This window comes from Pseudoalteromonas sp. BSi20480, from assembly GCF_000241365.1.
GTDB lineage: Bacteria > Pseudomonadota > Gammaproteobacteria > Enterobacterales > Alteromonadaceae > Pseudoalteromonas > Pseudoalteromonas marina.
The window spans coordinates 170029-190867 of the sequence record NZ_BADX01000166.1; the positions used below are offsets into that span (position 1 = coordinate 170029).

The following is a 20839-nucleotide window of genomic DNA, read 5'->3' on the forward strand; positions in this document are numbered from 1 at the left end:
TCACCTTAACTCTAATAATTCTTTTAAGCGCTCGACTTCTTGCTCAGATTCCAAAAGCGACTTCCGTTCTCTTTCATATAATTCTTTGTAATGATCTCGCGATTCTCTCATTTTTTGAAATCGTTTATCTGAATGCTCGAAAAAACGTTTCATATTTTGATATTCATTAAACCAGTAAACAACTTCTTCTCTGGTTAGATGTAAACTTTGCTCCAATGCTACTTTGGTGTCATTTGCATTTTCACGTTCCAGTTTTTCTTCTTTATGCTTTTTAAGCTTTCTGGAGTCTTTAATCTTTTTTAGTTCAGTGACAGGCCACCCTCGGTTTGAAATTGCATTTCTGTGCATACCTGTCATTTCTGCTATTTGGGTAACAGTTGCCTTCAACTTCTTATTGCTTTTTATCTTTTCCAGCGCACATTTAATAGATTTAGTATTGGCTTCAAAATTATCACTGTTCTTCTGATCATAAGCTTGTTCTATCATAACTCCACTTCCTCACCGAGGCTTTCAAGCACCATTTTTGCTTCGTTCATTGCTGCTTCAATTTGTTCTCTGTTGTGAGAATATTCAGGTTTATTCAAGTTTGACTTATTTAAAATATAAACTTCACGCCATTTCGGAGCATGTCTACTTGTTACGACCGCTTGTTTGCATCTTGCTGGATTACAACGTAATGAACCAATACAGGGTAAACTAGCATCAAATTCTTCTTCACGACCTCCATAGCAAAGCCCTTGCCCCATATATACAACCGCTACGCCTTGTTCTGCCATTGCCTGATATACTTCTTCTTCAGTATATCCTTCGGCCATATAGCCCTGAAAGGTTTTAACTAACCTGCTTTTATGCTCACTTGCTTTACCACCATAATAGGTACCATTTGGATTATGAGCAGTCTTGATAGCATCCAATTCAGCGGCTCTACGAAATGACTTTTCACTACCTTTTCTCTCACCATCTTTTGATAGCATTTCACCAATGTCGCCATACCCTAATGTTACTGATGATGTAGCACCTGAAAAAGTATATTTAGAAACACTATCCACAAAATGTTTTAACTGAAATGATATTAACGGTAAACCGACTTCTGCTCTAAACAGTTGATATGTTAAGGTATGGCGCAACATATAGGGGTTAAAGTTTATTTCTTTAACTACTTTTTTTCCTAGCATTTTTTGTATAAATACTTCCATTTGGTATTTTATACCATTACTTGTCATTGGTAATGGTGTAACATCTGGATTGACCGTATCCACGTTAGAAATTAAATATGGCGAAGCTTTTATCTTAGCGATAAATGAAGCAGCGAATACAGCATCCCTAATGATTGGAATCGCTACCCACTTGTCGTCAAATAAACCGGTATGAGTTTCTTCTTGGTGCTTCTTAACAGCGCTTTCAATCAACCAAACTCCGTCTTCTTCTACTAGACAAGAGGAATCCTGGACCCGTACCTCAGCTAATTCTGATGGTCTCATTCCTGTATACTGGCCAACTAAGTAAACACATGAATACGCGACAAGATTAAAGTAATCTCTGAGCCTTTCTAATTCATAGCCTTGCATCTTTAGCGCTTTACGCAAAGTCAGCCCGCCAAAAACTTCAGCATTTTTATTAACCATCCAGTCATAAGGTTCTATTAAAGCATTAACAAAACTCGCAGAATATCCTTTAGTTCTTAATCTAACTCCGATATAACCAGTAAGGGTCTCGTGAGAAACTCTCTCCTTTTTTGCCCAAGATAAATAATCGCTAGCATTGAACCGTTCCAAGGAACCTCTATCAGATATATTATCGATTTCACCTATTGCTTCCAAGAAATCAATAACAATGAATGAAGCTGCCTTTGATAGAAACTCAAACGCTAAATCAGGTAATACCTGATCTTTCTTGTTCTTGTCTGCATTTGCTGTTTTTTTCCAATCTAAGCTGTTTAGCTCAACATAAGTAATCGGCTTTCCGAATACATACTCTTGAGAAGCTGGGCTTCTTATATAGTGAAAGAAATTATCTAATGCGGTGCTCTTTATTCGTTTATAATTCTTAGCAGCTTTGTAATAGTACTCAGGACCTACATCAGTCAAAGATTCAATACTTGCTTGAACAAACTCATTACCGAGTTCAGTTGCAGCTTGCTTAAAAAGCTCGTTAATAAAGTCTAAACCGTTCTCGAATACAGCAATCAGCGTATTTGCTTTTAGGATTCCTTTTGTTGGCTTCCTTTTTCGTTTATTTTTAGGTCTAAAAATAAAATTATTGAGCAACGCAAGCTCAAATATTATTTTCATCTCAGTTAAAACAAACTTCGGAATATCATTGTACTTTGAAAAATCAATCCGTAATTTTGGTCCTTGTACATTTCGTGCTGCATTGGGATAATCGTGGTTAAAGTCCCAAACTAAATCAGAGAATTTCGATATCTTCGAAACAGGCATTTGCATTAGTAAATTCAAATAAGTCGAACAACTTGGTTCATTTTCCTGAGAATAACTAGAAACTTGCTCTTCACCCGAACTAAAGGCGCTAAGAATATAAATTCGATTGCCTACGAAATTGGTCAATAAATCCAACTTGGCTTCACCATTCATTACACCACTCCATCGACAAGTATTGTATCTTCTATGTATTCAGCCAAGCGCTGGCCATTTTCCAGTTCTTCCGTAGAAAAATCTGATAACTCAGGATCTATAATGCCCTTTATTAGTTCTAGGTTTTCACGAACTACATGCCCATAAGGCGTATCCATAACACGGGTATGCTCAATTAAGTGAGTGTAATCACGCTTCATCGCAAATATCTCTGGTAAGTTTTTAGCCGTGATGACTACATTATCGCAAGATAAGCACTTATTATATTGTGAGCATGGAGTACCGGAAGTATAAGAAGATAGATTTTTAATAAACTCAGGTGGATCAAATATATTCTTACACTCAGCCAATGGAGTTCGGAATGTAATTAAGATTTCATCGTTATTTTTTGGCTTATCCATTTCCTTTGTTTCTTTACATTGTTCATCCAAAGCCGATTGATGTATTTCTCTCAATTTATCATTAAGTTTTTTTCGACTAATCGAGTTAAAGTCTAAAGAATCCAGATAACGGATCGTTGTTTGAATTGATGAATGACCTAACATTAACTGGATTTCGCGAAGGGAAACGCCATTATCAAGCATCTCACTAACAAAAGTTGGCCGAAACCTACTAATAGTAAGAGTTAACGGCTCTCCTTTTTCATTTTTTAAACCATGTTTTTCAACAAAAAAAGAAAGTGTTCTGCCTAATAATTGAGCATGACTCCATTTACTCCCTATGAAAGGAAAAACTACCCCATGCTTTTGTGAACTATTAGACTGATAAATAAATAGTCGGTTTTTAAATCTATCGTCATTAATATTTTGTCTAATAGAACTAGTCAGCTTAATTACTTCTTCAAATGTTTGCTTCACCGACCTTGCCTGACCTGAAGAAAGCCAAGTAAGTTGAGCATTAAATAAATCAAGGTGATATTCTTTGTGTCCATCTGAACGCTCTTTCCAGTACCTCAGGCAAGGTCTTGAGGTAGCTGGGTGACTATCTACATAATCGTCAATATCTAAAGAAAGTAATGGCTCCACATTCAACCCCGTCACTTGTGCTAATCTCAAAATATAGGGAATAATAAGATCTACACCTATCATTGGATTAACACCCCAATCATTGTATACCTCAGATAGACCTTTATCTGAGGCTTCAATGATTTGCAAAAATGCTTTTTCCTCTGGCGATTTCGCGGTATTGTGATGGGCAGGAATACATTTCATTGAATTCTCAAATAGCCAGCGAGCGTTATCCAAATTTGACAGCCCTCGAATTCTTCCCCCCTTATCATCAAGAGGGTTTTGACCAATACCTGTTTTTTGATAGGGTTTTAATTGTGCTTTAGATTCTTTTATTCCTATTTTAATGGCATCTAAAATTTGCAGGCGTTCATTCTTAGCGAAAGGCTTCTTAAAATCCGTACTCCTACCAGTCTCAAACCCCTCAATATCATAGAAGCTATATTTCAAGTCACGTACCTGAGTTAATCTACGAAGAGCATTTCGAACTGCGCTTAATATAGTATTAGCATGGTGGCTGGAAATCTTCTGAGTAATGATTTGCTGTTGCAAATATTTTCGATATCTAGATAACAAGTGTTCATCGAAAACATTGAATATAATCAATGGTGACGTTCCGTATTGTTCAGATAAAAACTCAATAAATAGACTGCATGCATTACTGTAGTTACTTTTACCCGATTCCGATGATACTGATTTGCTTCGTGAAGCAAAGATCTGCTCAACTTGGACAAACGGTTCATTTTTTGTAGGTTCAATTAAATCGGCTTGAAAATTCAACGGAATGAAAGCTAACCTAGTAAAGCGATCTTTCTGGGTCTCATGATTTTTATTGTGGTTAAGTGCTTTTAAAGCTTTTTGCTCTGCGACGCTCTGATAGTCGAAACTTATTACACCAAGCTTTTCAAGCTCATTATGAATAAAGTCCCACGCATTCTTTACAAGGTTATATCGGAAATCAGATTTATTGATCGGTCGCTTATCCTTAGGAATTCTCTTAAGTGATATTTTATTACCAAAGATTGGTAAAGCTTTTTTCTCATCAACAGTTAAACATCTATACCAACTTAGCAACTTCCTACGTAACTCTACTCCGGCACAACTGCTTTCCTCATCAGAAGCGACTAAAATCTCTTTATCGATCATTTTTTCAACCAGAGGGTAAGCTAATTCTCTGACTTTATATGCTGAACTATAAGAAACGCCTATGGTTTGTTGGATGTGTTCTACTGTGATATTAAAACCTAGTGGGGTGGGCGCCTTACTGATAGGTAAACTCCAAAGCTCATCTTCACTTTCTGATACCTTAGATACCCACGCTAACATTGCTGACTTTATGTCTTTTACAGGCCTCTTACGCTCAATAACCGTCTTAAATTCAGCATCTATAACTCCAATTTTATGAAGGTCTTCATGGATTTCATCTATGGTTTTTGCTATCCACTCAAACTGAGTTGCTTGTGTTACCCACGAGCGTTGCTCACTTCCCATAGATGTAAAGCTAATATTGTTTTCATGATTAACAGAACGAGGAAGTTGTTTTTTATCTTGTAAGGTAAGGCTGTTATACCAGCCTAAGATCTGTTGCCTTACTATATTTTCTCTACTCGAAGCCCCTTTAACAACGATACCTTTCTCGGCCATTTTATTTATCAAAGGTAAAATTAGTCCACGTCTTCTTCGAGCTTCACTAATCGTTATACCTACATCATTCGACACATAATCAGGCTTTATATTTACTCTCCATGGACTTTTTGTATCACTACTAAGCGGTAAAGATAAAAACAAGTTAGGCTTATTTAACAACTTTTCTAACCAGGTAGTTACTAATAGGTCACTGGCTTTTCCATCACGTTTCATTTTTTATCACCAATACCTATTTTTAATTGCGTACGTTCGACTAGTCGCCTCATCCGATCTGCTCTGGTCAATAGCTCACCATTTTCTGCACACATACTGTTATAAATATCCTGAGGAATACTCGTATAAATTTGCGTTGTTTCAAGATAGTTATGCCCTAAACTCTTTTGAACAATAACCAACCGATCTAAGTAATCTTCCCCCAAATCATTCGATTGTAAAATTGCGTAGGCATTTCCATGACGTAACTTATGTGGAGAGATTAATCTATTCAAACGACCGGACTTCATCGCTCTTTTACTCACTCTCTCAAGTAACTTATTGATCGCACTAGGAGTGTATGGAGTACCTTCAGCATTAAAAATTGCAGGAGTTTCTGCTGCACTCTTATATTTTCTGGCGTGTTTTTTATACAAGGGTGACGAATGATACTTTTGTATTCGTTTTAGGGTTGCTGAGCTTACTAAAGTCCATCGTGGTTTTATTTGATTTCCTCGACCTTTACTACCTTTAACTTCCAAAGGACTATAGTCAGTTTGAATAGGTATGTCCGTATCATGGGCTATAAATTTTTCTGAATTAAATATAGAAGCGGCTTTAAAATCTTCAAGCGTTAGCCGAGGGACTTCTGAGCGCCTTAAACCAGAGTCATATAAAAGCTGAAGTAAAGCTCTTTCCCGTTCAAAGCGAGTTGATTCTATTAGAACAAAAAGATCATCAAGTGCACATGGGCTTAGTGGTTTTCGTTTTGGAGATTTAGAAAGGAACCCTTCAACATATGGATTGTCATCTCTAAGCGGCTCTCGGTCCTCAGTTCGACTACATAGATATTCAATAAATGCCTTTATAGAAGCATCACGATTTCTAATTGTAGATGAGCTTAAAAGTTCATCTACACTCAGGTACGTAAGATATTCTTGAATAACATAACTTGGTATTGTTAAGAATACTTCGTCAGTTTCATCATCTTCATAGTCTGAACGATTGCGAATATATGTCAAAAAGTAAGTAAGGTTTTTCCCATAAGTACTTGCCGATTTAAATGCAATTTTTTCGTGCTTAGATTGATAAGACAAAAACTCAGAAATAATAGGCAAAACTTTTCCGTTATCATCAAATACACCTACACCACTAACTTTAACTACCGTATCTAACGAAAGATTAGGAATTGTTTCATGTAAGCAAGACTTAGATAGGTCTATTTGTGTATTGGAAAAAACTTTCACATCCATAATGAACACCAAGAAGAAGTATGATTGATATTATATATCAAACTGTGCACTTCTCAATGGTCACTATAAACAACAATAATAAAGAGGATTAGCTAAGCAGCTAGAGCCTCATACTGTGAATTATTTTCATGGGGGAATAAAAACGGCACATCGCAGCTGCGCTGATAAGATGTTAGGTAAAGCGTGTCACCTAATAGTGAAAACGTATGCGTGTGCATGCAAGGTCTTAAACAACCTAGTTCAAATTCACCTGGGTTATAAAACGTGATTATTTCACCACGATCATCAATACCATTTTTTAAATTGTTAATTACTTTAGCTAACTGATCGAGTGTTGAGCCATCAGGGCGTTGCCAGCCGCGGCCTTGGACGCCGTAAACGCGCCCCATATCGTCTTCACCTTTACGATTTGGGTTATTAAGCCAAGCTTGGTTATCGTTGGCATTAGCATCCCATGTTTTACAGCCAATTTCACGAAATTGTTCTGCGCTATCGTAGCCTCGTAAATAGCCAAGTAACTCTGCAATGGCCGCTTTATAGTAACTTTTACGCGTTGTGATCATCGGGAACTGATTGTTTGCTACATCATATTCTAAATCGGCGTTTATAACGGTTAAGCAACGTGTGCCTGTGCGTTTGTTTTCTACCCATTGACCTTCGTCAACGATACGCTGACATAATTTTAAATATTGTTTCATGCTTTTATTATGCCTTTGCTGCTGTTACTTGCTGCGGGTTTTTATAAGCCCAAATTAATAAACCTAAACCACCTATAATCATAGGCAGTGACAGTATTTGTCCCATAGAGATAAAGTCGGCAAATAAGCCTAGTTGTGCGTCTGGTTGGCGGAAGTATTCAATACCAAACCTAAACACACCGTAACCTAATAAAAATACACCGCCAACACTGCCCGCAGGGCGTGGCTTTTTAATAAACCATAGCATAATTAAGAATAAAACGAGCCCTTCAAAAAAGGCTTCGTATAACTGCGAAGGGTGGCGAGCAAGCGGCCCGCCGGTTGGAAATACCATAGCCCAAGGTACGTCTGATACACGCCCCCATAACTCACCATTTATAAAATTACCTATACGCCCTGCTAATAACCCCACTGGCACCAGTGGCGCTACAAAATCGCCAACTTGTAGCAGTGATTTTTTGCGTGTCCAAGAAAAAATAGCAACGGCTGTAATTACGCCCAGCGTACCTCCATGGAACGACATACCGCCCTGATCAATGCGGAATAAGTAAAGTGGGTTTTCTAAAAAATAGCTAAATTGGTAAAACAATACATAGCCAATACGACCACCAAGTATGACCCCTAACATGCCATAAAATAATAGATCACTTACCTGCTCTTTGGTCCAGCCAGAATTAGGCTTTGCCGCTTGACGATTTGCAAACCACATCGCAAATGCAAAACCAATTAAATACATCAATCCGTACCAACGTACGCTCAGTGGTCCAATCGAAAAAATAATTGGATCGATTTGAGGAAACTCAAGTGCCATAAAAATAAACCTTTAGCTAAAAACCATTTTAATTGCGATAACAACAAGCAGTACCGCAAAAACTTTCTTTATTGTATTAACAGGTAAATAATGAGTTGCTTTAGCCCCGTAAGGCGCCACAAACCACGACGTAATAACAATACCAAATAACGCAGGTAAATATACAAACCCTGCAAAACCATGTGCTAAGTCGGTCACCTTCCAACCCGCGCTAATGTAGCCAATAGAGCCAAATAAGGCAATTACAATGCCCGAAACGGCAGCGCAGCCAATGGCTTTTCTTATATCAATAGAAAAGTAATTGAGCATAGGCACAATTAACGCTCCACCACCAATACCAATCAAGCCCGATAAACCACCCATAATAGCGGAAATACACCCTAAAATAGGACCCGGTGGGAGCGGCTTAGTTGATGAGGGTTTATTACGTGATGATAGCGCCATTCTAGCTGCAATAAATACAACACTTACTGCAAATACACTACGAAGTAACTGCTCCGGTATTAAGCTTGCGGCAAAGCCACTAATTAAAGCCCCTACTGCTACACCAGCCATAACCCAAGGTGCAACATGCCAAGGCACATTATCATTTTTATGATGAGCCAATGCTGAAGACGTAGAAGTAAATAAAATAGAGGCCAAAGAGGTCGCAATCGAAATAACTACAACATGTTCTGCAGATGTAACATTAAATAAAATCAGCAATGTGCTCAGTGCAGGCACAATTATTAATCCGCCGCCAATACCTAATAATCCTGCTAAAAAACCAACAATACAGCCTAGTAGTGCGCAACATGCGACCAACAAACCTAAGTCATACATAGTTATCTCAAATGCCTTTTGAAGGCTTATATGTTAAAGGATTATAAAACGAATAGCATCTGCGTATTAAAATTAATTAAGTCAGTACTTTTTACTTTGGGGTATAAAATAGGTCACCTAAATTATGTTCTAACATAAAATTGCGCGTTAAACGCAGGACCTGTTTAGCTGTTGATTGTGCTAAACACTCGCTCAACAACTGCTCCATGTCGGCAACGCTCAAACGCCTAAGCACCCATTTTACCTTATTTAAAGACGATAAGTTCATACTCAATCGTCTGTAGCCCATTGCTATTAGCAATATGGCCCCTTCTGGGTCACCACCAAGTTCACCACATAAACTAAAGGGTAATTCGTAATTTTCACACTCACTGGCTATTTTACTTAAAACTCTGAGCACCCCGGGATGATAAGGATTAAAAAGCTCAGCAACACGCGCGTTGGCTCTATCTACTGCCAATAAATATTGTGTTAAATCGTTACTGCCTACTGAACAAAAATCTACTTTTTTAGACCATTCAGGCAACATAAACACACTGGAAGGCACCTCAAGCATAATACCAATATCGGGGCGATCTATTTGCTGCTCAGGAAAATGTTCGTTGAGTTCAAAATAAGCTTGTTCAAATAACCCTAATGCTTCATCTACTTCTTCAGTGCCGCTGATCATCGGCAGCATTATTTTTAAATTGCCTAAACCTATATTAGCCTTAAGCATTGCTTTGAGCTGATCCAAAAATAACTCGGGGTGATCAAGACTAATACGTATACCGCGCCAACCTAAAAATGGGTTTTCTTCGGTTATATTAAAATAGTCGAGCACTTTATCGCCGCCAATGTCGAGCGTTCGCATTACAACGGGATTTGGGTAATAACTAGTGAGCACTTCTCGATACCAATTCTCTTGCTCTAACTGAGAGGGAAACTGGCCTTTTTGCATAAACCACGCTTCAGTGCGGTATAAACCTACGCCGTCGCACACATGTGCGTTGTTTTGATCTATTTTTAGCTCTAGCCCGGCATTTAACAATAAACTGACGTGTTCGCCATCTAAAGTAATAGACTCATACTCTTGCTCTGCTAAAAAGCGATTATTTAAAAGGTTATCTTGATGTTGTAAGTCTGCATACTCATCTAATAACATCTGCGAGGGTGAGATATACAAGCGCCCTGCAAACGCATCTAAAATCATTGGCTTACCATCAAATTGAAGTAATGGTAAATCTTCTATCCCCCAAATAGCAGGGATCCCCATTGCGCGAGTCAAAATAGAAGCATGACTATTGGCAGAGCCATTAACACTAACAACCCCTGCTAAATACCCTTTTGGTACTTCAGCAAGCATGGCGGGAGTTAATGTATTAGCAATCAAAATAGTATTTGGGGGGTAATCTTTTATTGCGTGTTCAGTATTAACTAAGTGATGCAATACGCGTAAGCCTATGTCTTTAACATCAACAGCACGCTCTTTTATGTATGGGTCTTGCATCGCATTAAATTGCGAAATTAAACGCTCAATCACAATTTTAAGTGCGCTTTTTGCACACCATCCCTCGAGTAACTGAACCTCTACATTGTGACCTAAACTTTTAGCATCCAATAACTGTTGGTAAACATCAAATACGGCTAACGCCTCTTGAGGAATAGAGTCACTCAACGTCATCGAAAGCGTGTTAAATTCTTTTCGTGTGGCGGCCACCGCTTGAGTAAATAGCCGCCGTTGCTCTGTTACATCACTATTTTTTTGAAGCTCAATTGATTTAAAGTCAAGCTTTGGTAGAAGCACAAAAGCAGTACCTATACCTATACCCGGTGCACTGGATACACCTTTTAAAACGGATGTTTGATGAGATGACTCGTCTTGGCGAAGTACTTCTTTAATTTCGGCATGTGCCAATTGTGAAGCAAGCTGAGCAGAAAGCGTTATTAAAAATGATTCTTCATCTTGGCTGAAAACACGGGCCATTTTTTGTTGAACAACAATAACACCTAACACTTTTTTTTGATGTACCACAGGCACCGACAAAAAAGCATTATAGCCTTCTTCGTTTACCTCAGGAGAGAGCTTAAAGCGCGGGTGTGATTTAGCAAAGGCAATATTTATGGGCTCTTCGCGTTGAGCAACTAATCCTACTAAGCCTTCTGTAAAGCCAATTCTAAACTTACCAACCGCATCAGGATTTAACCCTTCGGTAGCCATAAGCACAAAATTGTCTTGGCTATAATCAGCAAAATAAATAGAGCAGCACTGGGTTTTCATGGCGTCTTTAACCATTTGCACAAAGCACACTAATGCAGTGTCTAAATTCGCTTGTTGCGATACAGACTCAGCAATAGACCTCAATGTTGCCAGCATGTCCTGCTCCTTTATTTTACTATAATGTTATTACCTTTTACTTCGCCAGTGGTCTTTATGTTGTTCTCTTTTATTAAAAGGCATAGCGAAAGGAGCAAACTCCTTCATTACACGTCGGTAAACATCCCGTTTAAACGACACAACCTGCCTTACAGGATACCAATAGCTCACCCAACGCCAGTCATCAAATTCTGGGTGATGAGTTTTAAGTAAGTTTACATCTTCGTCTTTACAACGAAGTTTCAGTAAAAACCATTTTTGTTTTTGCCCAATACACACCGGACTTGAGTCGCGACGAATTAATCGTTTGGGTAATTTATAGCGTAACCAATGTTTTGAACTTGCGACAATTTCTACATCTTCTGGTCGCAGTCCGACCTCTTCGTGTAATTCACGGTACATAGTTTGTTCTGGTGTTTCACCATCATCAACACCACCTTGGGGAAATTGCCAAGAGTGCTGACCGTAGCGCCTGGCCCAAAATACTTGTCCCTGATTATTGCAAATTACAATTCCGACATTGGCACGAAAACCTTCGGCATCAATCACCTTAGTGCCTCATTTGTAAGTCGATTTTTAATGATTGTTCCACATTAGCCGCAATACGGCAAACACTATTATAAGCGAGCCAGTGGGTAAGTGTAATTTACACTCAGCTCAGAGATGAAAATACTGAGATACGAGTAAAAAGATTTAAAAAATGTATGAAAGCTATTGCAGTTATTATTTTGCTCTAGTTACTCACAGTTTGTGCATAACTTTTAAAAAACACGTTCATTTTGCAAACAAATCCACAATACAAGATCGAAAACGTGTTGTTCTCCACAGATTCTGTGGATAAACATGTTCATATAGTTGTATTTATCCCTGTAACTTTTATTACGCCCAATACAATCAATACTCGACAACAGAAAAAAGCCAAGTTAGTCAGCAACTTAACGAATTAGATGCAATTTTCACAATGTATAAAATTAACACACCCAACCACCGAACAAAAAACACACAACCCTAAAGATATCCACGGCTTAGCTGATTTGCTATCATGAGCATGGTATTTATTCAACTCAAATTAGTGCTATGCGTCCAACTAAACCACATTCAATTAATGACCTTATTCAACGTGTTAACAGTATTGCAGGCCTTACGCTTGGACAGCTTGCCGAGCAATATAACTTTAAAACCCCTGATGATTTATTAAGAGAAAAAGGCTGGACGGGTCAATTAATTGAGTACGTTTTAGGTGCAACCGCGGGTTCTAAACCCCTTCCTGACTTTGAGGATTTAGGTATTGAACTCAAAACGCTGCCTATTTCCTATAAGGGCAAACCTCTTGAAACCACCTTTGTATCGGTAACGCCACTAATAAACGTAACGGGCATGACATGGCACACTAGTGCGGTTCGTAAAAAGCTTAACCACGTTTTATGGCTTCCGGTTTTAAGCGAGCGAGATATAGCACCGTTTAATAGAACCATTGGCAGTGGCTTTTTATGGCAACCAACGCCTGAGCAGGACGCTAAACTACAACGAGACTGGGAAGAGCAAATGGAGCTTATTGCGCTTGGTAGGGTTGATGAAATATCAGGCCATTTAGGCGATGCAATGCAAATTCGTCCAAAAGCCGCTAATAGCAAAATTGTGACCGATGCCATTGGCCCAAACGGGCAAATAATTAAAACCCTCCCCCGTGGTTTTTACTTAAAAACCAGTTTTACAGGTGACATTTTAAAGCAGCAATTTCTGCTTTGATTAATCCTTGTCGACAACAAGGCTTAAATTTTCCATAAAACTTTTTAGGAAGTTTTAACACCATTAACGCCATATTAGTATCTCAAATTAATTGAGGATTCTTGTTAATTAGTGTTGTAGTTACTCAAAAAGCTTAAACAAAAAATCCCCGCATTGGCGAGGATTTTATAGCTTAAAATTTAAAATCAGTTTCTAAAAAAGAATTACTGACCTTTAACTTCTTTTAAACCGTTGTACGGTGCTTTAGCGCCTAATTGCTCTTCAATACGAAGTAATTGGTTGTACTTAGCTACGCGGTCAGAACGACTTAATGAACCTGTTTTGATTTGACCTGCCGCAGTACCTACTGCTAAATCAGCAATTGTTGCATCTTCTGTTTCACCAGAACGGTGAGAGATAACAACAGTAAAGCCAGCGTCTTTCGCCATTTTAATAGCTGCTAACGTTTCAGTTAGTGAGCCGATTTGATTAAACTTAATTAAGATTGAGTTAGCAATACCGTTGTCGATACCACGTTTTAAAATCTTAGTGTTAGTTACGAATAAATCATCACCTACTAACTGGATTTTATCGCCCATTAATTTAGTTTGGTGAGCAAATCCATCCCAATCAGACTCATCTAAGCCATCTTCAATAGAAACGATTGGGTATTGCTGAGTAAGCTCTTGCAAAAAGAAGTTAAATTCTTCAGACGTGAATTTTTTGCCTTCACCTTTAAGATCGTAGATGTTTGCTTCTTTGTCGTAAAACTCAGAGGCAGCACAATCCATTGCAAGCGTAATATCTTTACCTAACTCGTAACCTGCGTTTGCTACCGCAACTTTAATTGCTGCAAGTGCTGCTTCGTTAGACTCAAGGTTTGGCGCAAAGCCACCTTCATCACCTACAGCTGTTGAGTGACCATCTGCTTTAAGTACTTTTGCTAGGCTGTGGAAAACTTCTGCGCCCATACGTAAGCCTTCACGGAAGTTTGAAGCGCCAACAGGTTGGATCATAAATTCTTGAATATCTACAGAGTTATCTGCGTGTTCACCACCATTGATGATGTTCATCATTGGAAGTGGCATTGAATAAACACCCGGTGTGCCGTTTAAATCAGCAATGTGCTCGTATAGCTCTACTTTTTTAGATTGAGCTGCGGCTTTAGCTGTTGCTAGTGATACTGCTAAGATTGCATTTGCACCTAATTTTTCTTTGTTTTCAGTGCCGTCTAAATCTAGCATTACTTTATCAACTGCACTTTGGTTAAGTGCGTCTTGGCCAGCTAGCGCATCAGCAATTTCTTTATTGATGTAACCAACCGCGTTTAATACGCCTTTACCTAAGTAACGCGCTTTGTCACCATCACGTAACTCTAATGCTTCGCGAGTACCAGTAGATGCGCCAGAAGGTGCTGCCGCACGACCCCATGAGCCATCAGCTAAATGTACATCAGCTTCAACAGTTGGGTTACCACGCGAGTCCATGATTTCGCGACCAATTACTTTTACGATATTTGACATCTTGTTTCCTCTATATTCCCAAAATGGTGAGTTTTGTTTACTTTACTATGTTTTGTCATAGTTTAGTCAGTCTTAAAACAAAAAAGCCGTGCAATATATGCACGGCTTTTTATAAATTACGACGACGCTTTTTGGTGGATATGCGCTGCTGCTACAAATCCTTCAAATAGCGGGTGACCATCACGTGGTGTTGACGTGAATTCCGGGTGGAACTGCGCGGCAATAAACCAAGGGTGATCTTTGTTTTCAATAATTTCTACTAGTTTTTTATCTTCAGATAAACCAGAGAATGTTAAACCTGCTTTTTCAAGTTGGTCTACAAAGTTGTTATTAACTTCATAACGGTGACGATGACGTTCTACAATTTCGTCGCTACCGTAAACTTCGTGTACCTTAGAGCCTGGTGCTAAGTGACATTTTTGAGCGCCTAAGCGCATTGTGCCACCAAGATCTGATTTCTCGTCACGAACTTCCACTTTACCTTCGGCGTCTAACCACTCAGTGATTAAACCTACAACAGGCGCTGCTGATTTAGCATTAAATTCTGTAGAGTTTGCATCGGTTAAGCCTGCAACATTACGTGCATACTCAATAAGCGCCACTTGCATACCTAAACAAATACCTAAGTAAGGCACTTTATTTTCACGTGCGTATTTGGCCGCTAAAATTTTACCTTCAACACCACGACCACCAAAACCGCCTGGAACTAAAATAGCATCAAGGTGAGAAAGCAGCTCTACACCTTTGCTTTCTAGATCTTGTGAATCAACATATTCAATGTTGATAGTTAAACGGTTTTTAAGGCCCGCATGTTTTAAAGCTTCGTTAACCGACTTGTATGCATCGGGTAGTTCAATGTATTTACCAACCATGCCAATGGTTACTTCACCCGTAGGGTTAGACTCTTGGTACAATACTTGTTCCCACTCAACTAAATCAGCTTCAGGTGCGTCTAAGTGAAAACGACGACATACAAAGTTATCTAGTTCTTGTGATTTTAACAGTGCTGGAATTTTATAAATACTGTCTACATCAGGTAGTGAAATTACCGCTTTTTCTTCTACATTGGTAAACAATGCAATTTTTGCACGCTCATTGTTAGGTAACTTACGGTCTGAACGACAAATTAGAATATCTGGCTGAATACCAACAGAGCGAAGTTCTTTAACTGAGTGCTGTGTTGGTTTTGTTTTCACTTCGCCTGCAGGGCCTAAGAAAGGCACTAACGTTAAGTGAATAAAGAGTGCGCGTTCGCGACCTATCTCTGTGCCCATTTGACGAATTGCTTCGATAAACGGTTGTGATTCTATATCACCTACTGTGCCACCAATTTCAACAATTGCTATATCATGGCCTTCAGCGCCTTCGTAAACACGCTGTTTAATATCGTTAGTGATATGAGGGATAACCTGAATAGTTGCGCCTAAGTATTCACCACGACGCTCGCGACGTAATACGTCTTCATATACGCGGCCTTGTGTGAAGTTATTTCGGCTAGTCATTTTGGTGCGAATAAAACGTTCGTAGTGACCTAAATCAAGATCAGTCTCTGCGCCGTCTTCTGTAACGTATACTTCACCGTGTTGAATTGGGCTCATTGTGCCTGGGTCAACGTTGATGTAAGGATCCAGCTTTAAAATAGTAACATTTAAGCCACGGGCTTCTAAAATAGCCGCCAACGATGCTGCTGCAATACCTTTACCCAACGAAGAAACAACCCCGCCAGTAACGAAGATAAATTTTGTACTCATGCGAACCCTAGAATATCAGGAATTAAAAGGAATATAACACCCAAAAAAATGGCTATGGGCATATCATCAAGACGGGGCGAAATTGTACCAAAACACGCTTTAGCAATCCAGCTAAAATTAGCGAATGGGCGATTAAAAAACGTGCGCTATTTTATTTATGTTTTTTGATTGCTTCCCATGCATTATCCATTTCTTCAAGGCTTGCCGTGTCTAAGCTTTTACCTTGTGCTTGCAAGTACGCCTGTACCTTTTCAAATCGGGCAGAAAACTTGTCATTTGCATTTCTGAGGAGCTGCTCTGGGTCGCGTTTAACGTGACGCGCTACATTAACAGTGGCAAACAGTAAATCGCCAAGCTCTTCTGCCGTGTGATCCGATAAGGGGTTTTGTGTTATTGCTTCTTTAACCTCAAGTACTTCTTCGCTTACTTTATCAAGTGCGCCATGATAGGTGGGCCAGTCAAATCCCATTGAAGCCACTCGCTGTTGAATTTTTTTAGCCTTGCTAAGGCTTGGCATATTTGCAGGAATATCTTGCCATAACAGTGATTCTTCAGACATTGCTTTTTCGCTTCGCTCTTGGGCTTTAATAGCTTGCCACTGAGCTGACAACTGCTCATCATTGAGGGCTTTTTTATCGCCAAAAACATGAGGGTGGCGACGTGTTAATTTTGCATTTAGTTGTTCTATTACGTCGTTAAAGTCAAACAAGCTTTGCTCTTGAGCTAATTGGGCATAAAAAACAATTTGAAACAGTAAGTCTCCAAGCTCATTTTTAAGCTCACTTAAATTACCCGATTCTATACAGTCGGCAACTTCGTAGGCTTCTTCAAGTGTATGCGGCACAATTGATTTAAAGTCTTGTTTGAGATCCCAAGGGCAACCACCATTGGGATCTCTTAGTCTTTGCATGATATTCAGTAATTCTGTTAATGCTGAATGGTTAGCCAAAGCTACTGCCCTCGCTTAGCATGGTGAACACCTTCAATTTGGTGCAATTTAGACAGTACTCGATTAGTGCCCGATAAATCATGTACTTCTATTTGCATGGTAAATACTGCTAACTGGTCAGCGCCCACGGTATTTACATTCATGTTAAGTACGTTTACTTTTTCGTTAGCCAGTACAGAACTGATATCACGAATTAGTCCAGATCTGTCGCTTGCTTCAATTTTTATACTGAGCGCGTATGATCCATTTATATCTTCAGACCAACTAACTTCAACAACACGCTCTGGGTGCTGCGTTTTCAAATTATTAAATGAATCACAATCATCACGATGTACACCAATACCGCGGCCTTGCGTGATATAACCGATGATCTGATCACCTGGAACGGGGCGGCAACATTTAGCAACGTGGCTCATTAAACTACCCACACCATCAACCACTATGCCGTTTTTATCGCCCGTTACTTTGCTTGGTGCTTTAAAACGAATAACAGGTTCGTCTTCTGTACGGTCAGTAACAAAATTAAGCATTTGGTTAAGACGCACATCGCCTGCTCCAATTGCGACCATTAAGTCATCAAGCTCTTTAAAGTTAAATCGCTTGATTGCTGGGGCTAAATCTTTGTATGTTAAATCAAGCTTTTGCAGCTCGTTATCAAGAATTTCTTTACCCGCACTTAGGTTTTTGTCGCGGTCAAGTTGCTTAAACCAATGGTGTATTTTGGCACGTGCACGAGATGATTTAATATAACCCAGTGACGGATTTAACCAATCTCTGCTGGGATTTGGCTGTTTTTGTGTGAGAATTTCGACCTGATCGCCCGTCGTTAATTGATGCGTAAACGGCACTATTTTGCCAAATACTTTTGCGCCAATACAACGGTGTCCCACATTAGAATGAATGTAGTAAGCAAAATCGAGCGGCGTGGCCCCTAATGGTAGATCAAAAATATCGCCGCGCGGGGTAAATACATATACACGGTCTTCAACAACTTGGTTTTTTAGTTCTTCAGCTAAATCGCCGCCATCCACCACTTCTTCTTGCCATTGCAGTAATTTACGTAACCAGCTAATTTTTTGCTCGTAACCCGAGCCTCGCCCAGGTAAAGCCCCTTCTTTGTACATCCAATGAGCGGCTACACCTAGTTCTGCATCTTGATGCATATCTTGCGTGCGTATTTGTATTTCTACGGTTTTGCCCTCAGGGCCAAAAACAACGGTATGGATTGACTGATAGCCATTTTGCTTAGGCGTTGCAACATAGTCATCAAACTCTTTGTTCAAATGGCGCCAGTTGGTATGCACTATACCGAGCGCACCGTAGCAATCTTGCAAGCGGTCAACCACAATACGCATAGCACGTATGTCAAAAAGTTGATCAAACTCGTAGTTTTTTTGCGCCATTTTTTTGTAAATACTGTAGATATGCTTAGGCCGACCATATACCTCAGCCTCTATACCTGCTTCACTTAAACGGCTTTTAACCTGTTCTACCATGTCTTCCATATAGGCTTCACGGGCAAGACGTTTATCATCAAGCTGTTTTGCTATTTTTTTATACGTATCTGGGCGTAAATACCTGAACGATAAATCTTCAAGTTCCCACTTTAACTGGCCAATACCAAGTCGGTTTGCTAAAGGAGCAAAAATGTCAGCTGTTTCTTTGGCGGCAATAACACGCTCTTCTTCACCTGCATTTTTAACGTTACGTAAATGACATACCTGCTCAGCAAGTTTAATCACCACAGCGCGCACATCCTCAACCATGGTTAATAACATTTTACGAATATTATCGACTTGAACAGTGCCTTTACCTTGGTGCGACAAAGTACTAATAGTCGCCATTTGAGAAACCCCTGTTAACAACAAAGATATATTGCTTCCAAGCTGCTCTTGAACGGTTTCAAGGGAGACCACATCATTTAAAAAATAGGGTGTTAGATACGCTGTAGCTAACGACTCAGCATCGAGGTTTAACTCGACTAAAATTTCCACCATTTCTATGGCTGTATTTTGCCAGTCTTGGTTATCACTTTTAACACAAAGCGCTTGCGCCTTATTAAGCAACTGAGTCTTTTCTGTAGATAGGTCGAGTGCTTTTAACCGTGTAAAAAGATCACCCGTTTCATCTTGTTGATGTGATTGACGTGTCGCTACCATAATGCGCTTTACCTCCGTTGAAATAACGCCATAGTTTCAATATGCCCAGTATGAGGAAACATATTCATTAGCCCAATTTTGTTGAGCTCAAAGCCTGCTTGCGAAATAATAGCGCTGTCACGGGCTAGGGTAACAGGGTCGCAAGAGACGTATAAAATTGTTTTAAATTGCTTTAAAGGTAATTGCTCTAATATAGCCATTGCACCAGTACGTGAAGGGTCTAATACCAACACATCTAGGTTTTTATTAAACCACTGCGCATTTTGTATTTTTTGCGTTAAATCAAAACAATGAAACTGCGCGTTACTGATAGAGTTAGTTTGCGCATTTTGCGCGGCCATTGCAACCGCAGAAGCAACACCTTCTATACCAATCACCGTTTTTGCTTGTTTTGCCAGCACAAGTGAAAAGTTACCAATACCACAAAATAAATCTAATATATTTTCATTACCACTTAAACCAAGCCAATCTACCGATTGTTTTAACATAGCTTGATTAACTTGAGCATTAACTTGAATAAAATTATCCAAACCAAACTCTAAATTTTAGTTTAAATTCATCTAGGTAATAGTAAGGCATAGTAATATTAGTATGGTCAATTACATCACTTTCGCTTTGCCAAATAACTGAGTATTTGTAAGGCGTACAGGCTTTTATTACCACAGCTTTTACTTCATCACTAATTGCTTTAGTGTGACGAATGACAACAAAGTTATGCGTTTCACTTTGGCATAATTGTAGGTGGCTTATACTGTGTAATGGCTTATTGTGATTAATTAATTCATCAAAGAGTGTAAAAACAGTTTCATAGGCGTCAGTCAAAACCGCACACTTATTAATACTTACAATATTTTTTGAACCACTCGCTCTGTACCCTATACGCATTTTTTTAGCGGCCTTATCAAACATAACCGCTATCCGTGCACTTCGCCTATAATGCGTTGCACTACTTAATAATGGAGCTTGCCAGTTTAAATTTGTTTGCTTGGCAAATTTTTCGAAAAGCTGTTCAACTGCTGCTTGCTTTTCAACTACTTGCTGGTTTACATCTAAATGCTGTAATTGACAGCCTCCACAATGGTTATAATGCTCACAAAAAGGCGCTACTCTGGCTTCACTTGCTTTAATCACTTTGTGTGTAATTGCACTACTGTAGCGCGCCTTATCATCAACAAGGGTCGCTTTTACTTTCTCGCCCGGTAATGCGCCTGCGACAAAGCATACTTTATTGTTATATTTTGCTACGCCACGGCCTTGGTGATCCATATTTGTTATATCGAGCACCACTGACTTTTGTTGAAGAGGTTTTTTTTTCGCTTTAAAAATTTGCGCCATGTGGCATTACCTTACAT

General features: G+C 39.2%; 14 protein-coding genes and 1 pseudogene. 1 reads left to right on the forward strand and 14 read right to left on the reverse strand.

Translation table 11 applies throughout. The features are described 5' to 3' along the window. From P20480_RS01460 to rppH, 9 genes are all read right to left on the reverse strand, one after another. The gene (locus tag P20480_RS01460; protein ID WP_008132722.1) at positions 1 to 486 is read right to left on the reverse strand and encodes a hypothetical protein; all 486 of its coding nucleotides are present in this window, start codon (positions 484 to 486) and stop codon (positions 1 to 3) included. After that, positions 483 to 2591 carry a site-specific integrase gene (locus P20480_RS01455; protein ID WP_008132724.1) on the reverse strand — a complete coding sequence of 703 codons (2109 nt, stop codon included), beginning with the start codon at positions 2589 to 2591 and terminating at the stop codon, positions 483 to 485. The genes P20480_RS01460 and P20480_RS01455 overlap by 4 nt, the downstream gene beginning before the upstream one ends. Continuing rightward, positions 2591 to 5458 carry a tyrosine-type recombinase/integrase gene (locus P20480_RS01450; protein WP_008132726.1) on the reverse strand — a complete coding sequence of 956 codons (2868 nt, stop codon included), beginning with the start codon at positions 5456 to 5458 and terminating at the stop codon, positions 2591 to 2593. The genes P20480_RS01455 and P20480_RS01450 overlap by 1 nt, the downstream gene beginning before the upstream one ends. After that, positions 5455 to 6690 carry a tyrosine-type recombinase/integrase gene (locus P20480_RS01445; RefSeq protein WP_008132728.1) on the reverse strand — a complete coding sequence of 412 codons (1236 nt, stop codon included), beginning with the start codon at positions 6688 to 6690 and terminating at the stop codon, positions 5455 to 5457. The genes P20480_RS01450 and P20480_RS01445 overlap by 4 nt, the downstream gene beginning before the upstream one ends. Before the next feature lie 92 nt (positions 6691 to 6782). Continuing rightward, positions 6783 to 7388, reverse strand: coding sequence for a thymidylate synthase (locus P20480_RS01440; RefSeq protein WP_008132731.1), 606 nt, complete (start codon positions 7386 to 7388; stop codon positions 6783 to 6785). 7 nt (positions 7389 to 7395) lie between these two features. Next, positions 7396 to 8199, reverse strand: coding sequence for a prolipoprotein diacylglyceryl transferase (gene lgt, locus P20480_RS01435; protein WP_008132732.1), 804 nt, complete (start codon positions 8197 to 8199; stop codon positions 7396 to 7398). Between the two features lie 12 nt (positions 8200 to 8211). Continuing rightward, positions 8212 to 9021 carry a sulfite exporter TauE/SafE family protein gene (locus P20480_RS01430; RefSeq protein ID WP_006792676.1) on the reverse strand — a complete coding sequence of 270 codons (810 nt, stop codon included), beginning with the start codon at positions 9019 to 9021 and terminating at the stop codon, positions 8212 to 8214. A 91-nt stretch (positions 9022 to 9112) separates the two neighbouring features. Beyond that, the gene (ptsP, locus tag P20480_RS01425; protein WP_008132734.1) at positions 9113 to 11377 is read right to left on the reverse strand and encodes a phosphoenolpyruvate--protein phosphotransferase; all 2265 of its coding nucleotides are present in this window, start codon (positions 11375 to 11377) and stop codon (positions 9113 to 9115) included. A 30-nt stretch (positions 11378 to 11407) separates the two neighbouring features. Next, positions 11408 to 11926 carry an RNA pyrophosphohydrolase gene (gene rppH / locus P20480_RS01420; RefSeq protein WP_006792674.1) on the reverse strand — a complete coding sequence of 173 codons (519 nt, stop codon included), beginning with the start codon at positions 11924 to 11926 and terminating at the stop codon, positions 11408 to 11410. A gap of 528 nt (positions 11927 to 12454) precedes the next feature. On the opposite strand from rppH, the gene mutH reads away from it, so the two are divergent. Next, a complete protein-coding gene (gene mutH, locus P20480_RS01415) occupies positions 12455 to 13126 on the forward strand; it encodes a DNA mismatch repair endonuclease MutH (RefSeq protein ID WP_008132736.1) in 672 nt (223 codons plus the stop codon). A gap of 203 nt (positions 13127 to 13329) precedes the next feature. Here mutH and eno read toward each other — a convergent pair whose 3' ends face one another. The 5 genes and pseudogenes from eno to rlmD form a co-directional block, all read right to left on the reverse strand. Beyond that, entirely contained in the window at positions 13330 to 14628 is a 1299-nt protein-coding gene (eno, locus tag P20480_RS01410) for a phosphopyruvate hydratase (RefSeq protein ID WP_006794158.1), read from the reverse strand. Between the two features lie 116 nt (positions 14629 to 14744). After that, complete coding sequence (locus P20480_RS01405; RefSeq protein ID WP_006794157.1) at positions 14745 to 16379, reverse strand: CTP synthase; 1635 nt, start codon at positions 16377 to 16379, stop codon at positions 14745 to 14747. A 151-nt stretch (positions 16380 to 16530) separates the two neighbouring features. After that, a complete protein-coding gene (gene mazG, locus P20480_RS01400; RefSeq protein ID WP_008132740.1) occupies positions 16531 to 17328 on the reverse strand; it encodes a nucleoside triphosphate pyrophosphohydrolase in 798 nt (265 codons plus the stop codon). Positions 17329 to 17330: 2 nt separating this feature from the next. Further along, entirely contained in the window at positions 17331 to 19487 is a 2157-nt protein-coding gene (relA, locus tag P20480_RS01395; protein ID WP_006794155.1) for a GTP diphosphokinase, read from the reverse strand. 8 nt (positions 19488 to 19495) lie between these two features. Beyond that, a pseudogene (rlmD, locus tag P20480_RS18815) lies at positions 19496 to 20822 on the reverse strand (23S rRNA (uracil(1939)-C(5))-methyltransferase RlmD). Positions 20823 to 20839: the final 17 nt, after the last annotated feature.

What these genes read in the sequence shown, in the direction of transcription:
- P20480_RS01460 (WP_008132722.1), bottom strand. Translation starts at nt 486, where the DNA reads ATGATAGAACAAGCTTATGATCAGAAGAACAGTGATAATTTTGAAGCC.
- P20480_RS01455 (WP_008132724.1), bottom strand. Translation starts at nt 2,591, where the DNA reads ATGAATGGTGAAGCCAAGTTGGATTTATTGACCAATTTCGTAGGCAAT.
- P20480_RS01450 (WP_008132726.1), bottom strand. Translation starts at nt 5,458, where the DNA reads ATGAAACGTGATGGAAAAGCCAGTGACCTATTAGTAACTACCTGGTTA.
- P20480_RS01445 (WP_008132728.1), bottom strand. Translation starts at nt 6,690, where the DNA reads ATGGATGTGAAAGTTTTTTCCAATACACAAATAGACCTATCTAAGTCT.
- P20480_RS01440 (WP_008132731.1), bottom strand. Translation starts at nt 7,388, where the DNA reads ATGAAACAATATTTAAAATTATGTCAGCGTATCGTTGACGAAGGTCAA.
- lgt (WP_008132732.1), bottom strand. Translation starts at nt 8,199, where the DNA reads ATGGCACTTGAGTTTCCTCAAATCGATCCAATTATTTTTTCGATTGGA.
- P20480_RS01430 (WP_006792676.1), bottom strand. Translation starts at nt 9,021, where the DNA reads ATGTATGACTTAGGTTTGTTGGTCGCATGTTGCGCACTACTAGGCTGT.
- ptsP (WP_008132734.1), bottom strand. Translation starts at nt 11,377, where the DNA reads ATGCTGGCAACATTGAGGTCTATTGCTGAGTCTGTATCGCAACAAGCG.
- mutH (WP_008132736.1), top strand. Translation starts at nt 12,455, where the DNA reads ATGCGTCCAACTAAACCACATTCAATTAATGACCTTATTCAACGTGTT.
- eno (WP_006794158.1), bottom strand. Translation starts at nt 14,628, where the DNA reads ATGTCAAATATCGTAAAAGTAATTGGTCGCGAAATCATGGACTCGCGT.
- P20480_RS01405 (WP_006794157.1), bottom strand. Translation starts at nt 16,379, where the DNA reads ATGAGTACAAAATTTATCTTCGTTACTGGCGGGGTTGTTTCTTCGTTG.
- relA (WP_006794155.1), bottom strand. Translation starts at nt 19,487, where the DNA reads ATGGTAGCGACACGTCAATCACATCAACAAGATGAAACGGGTGATCTT.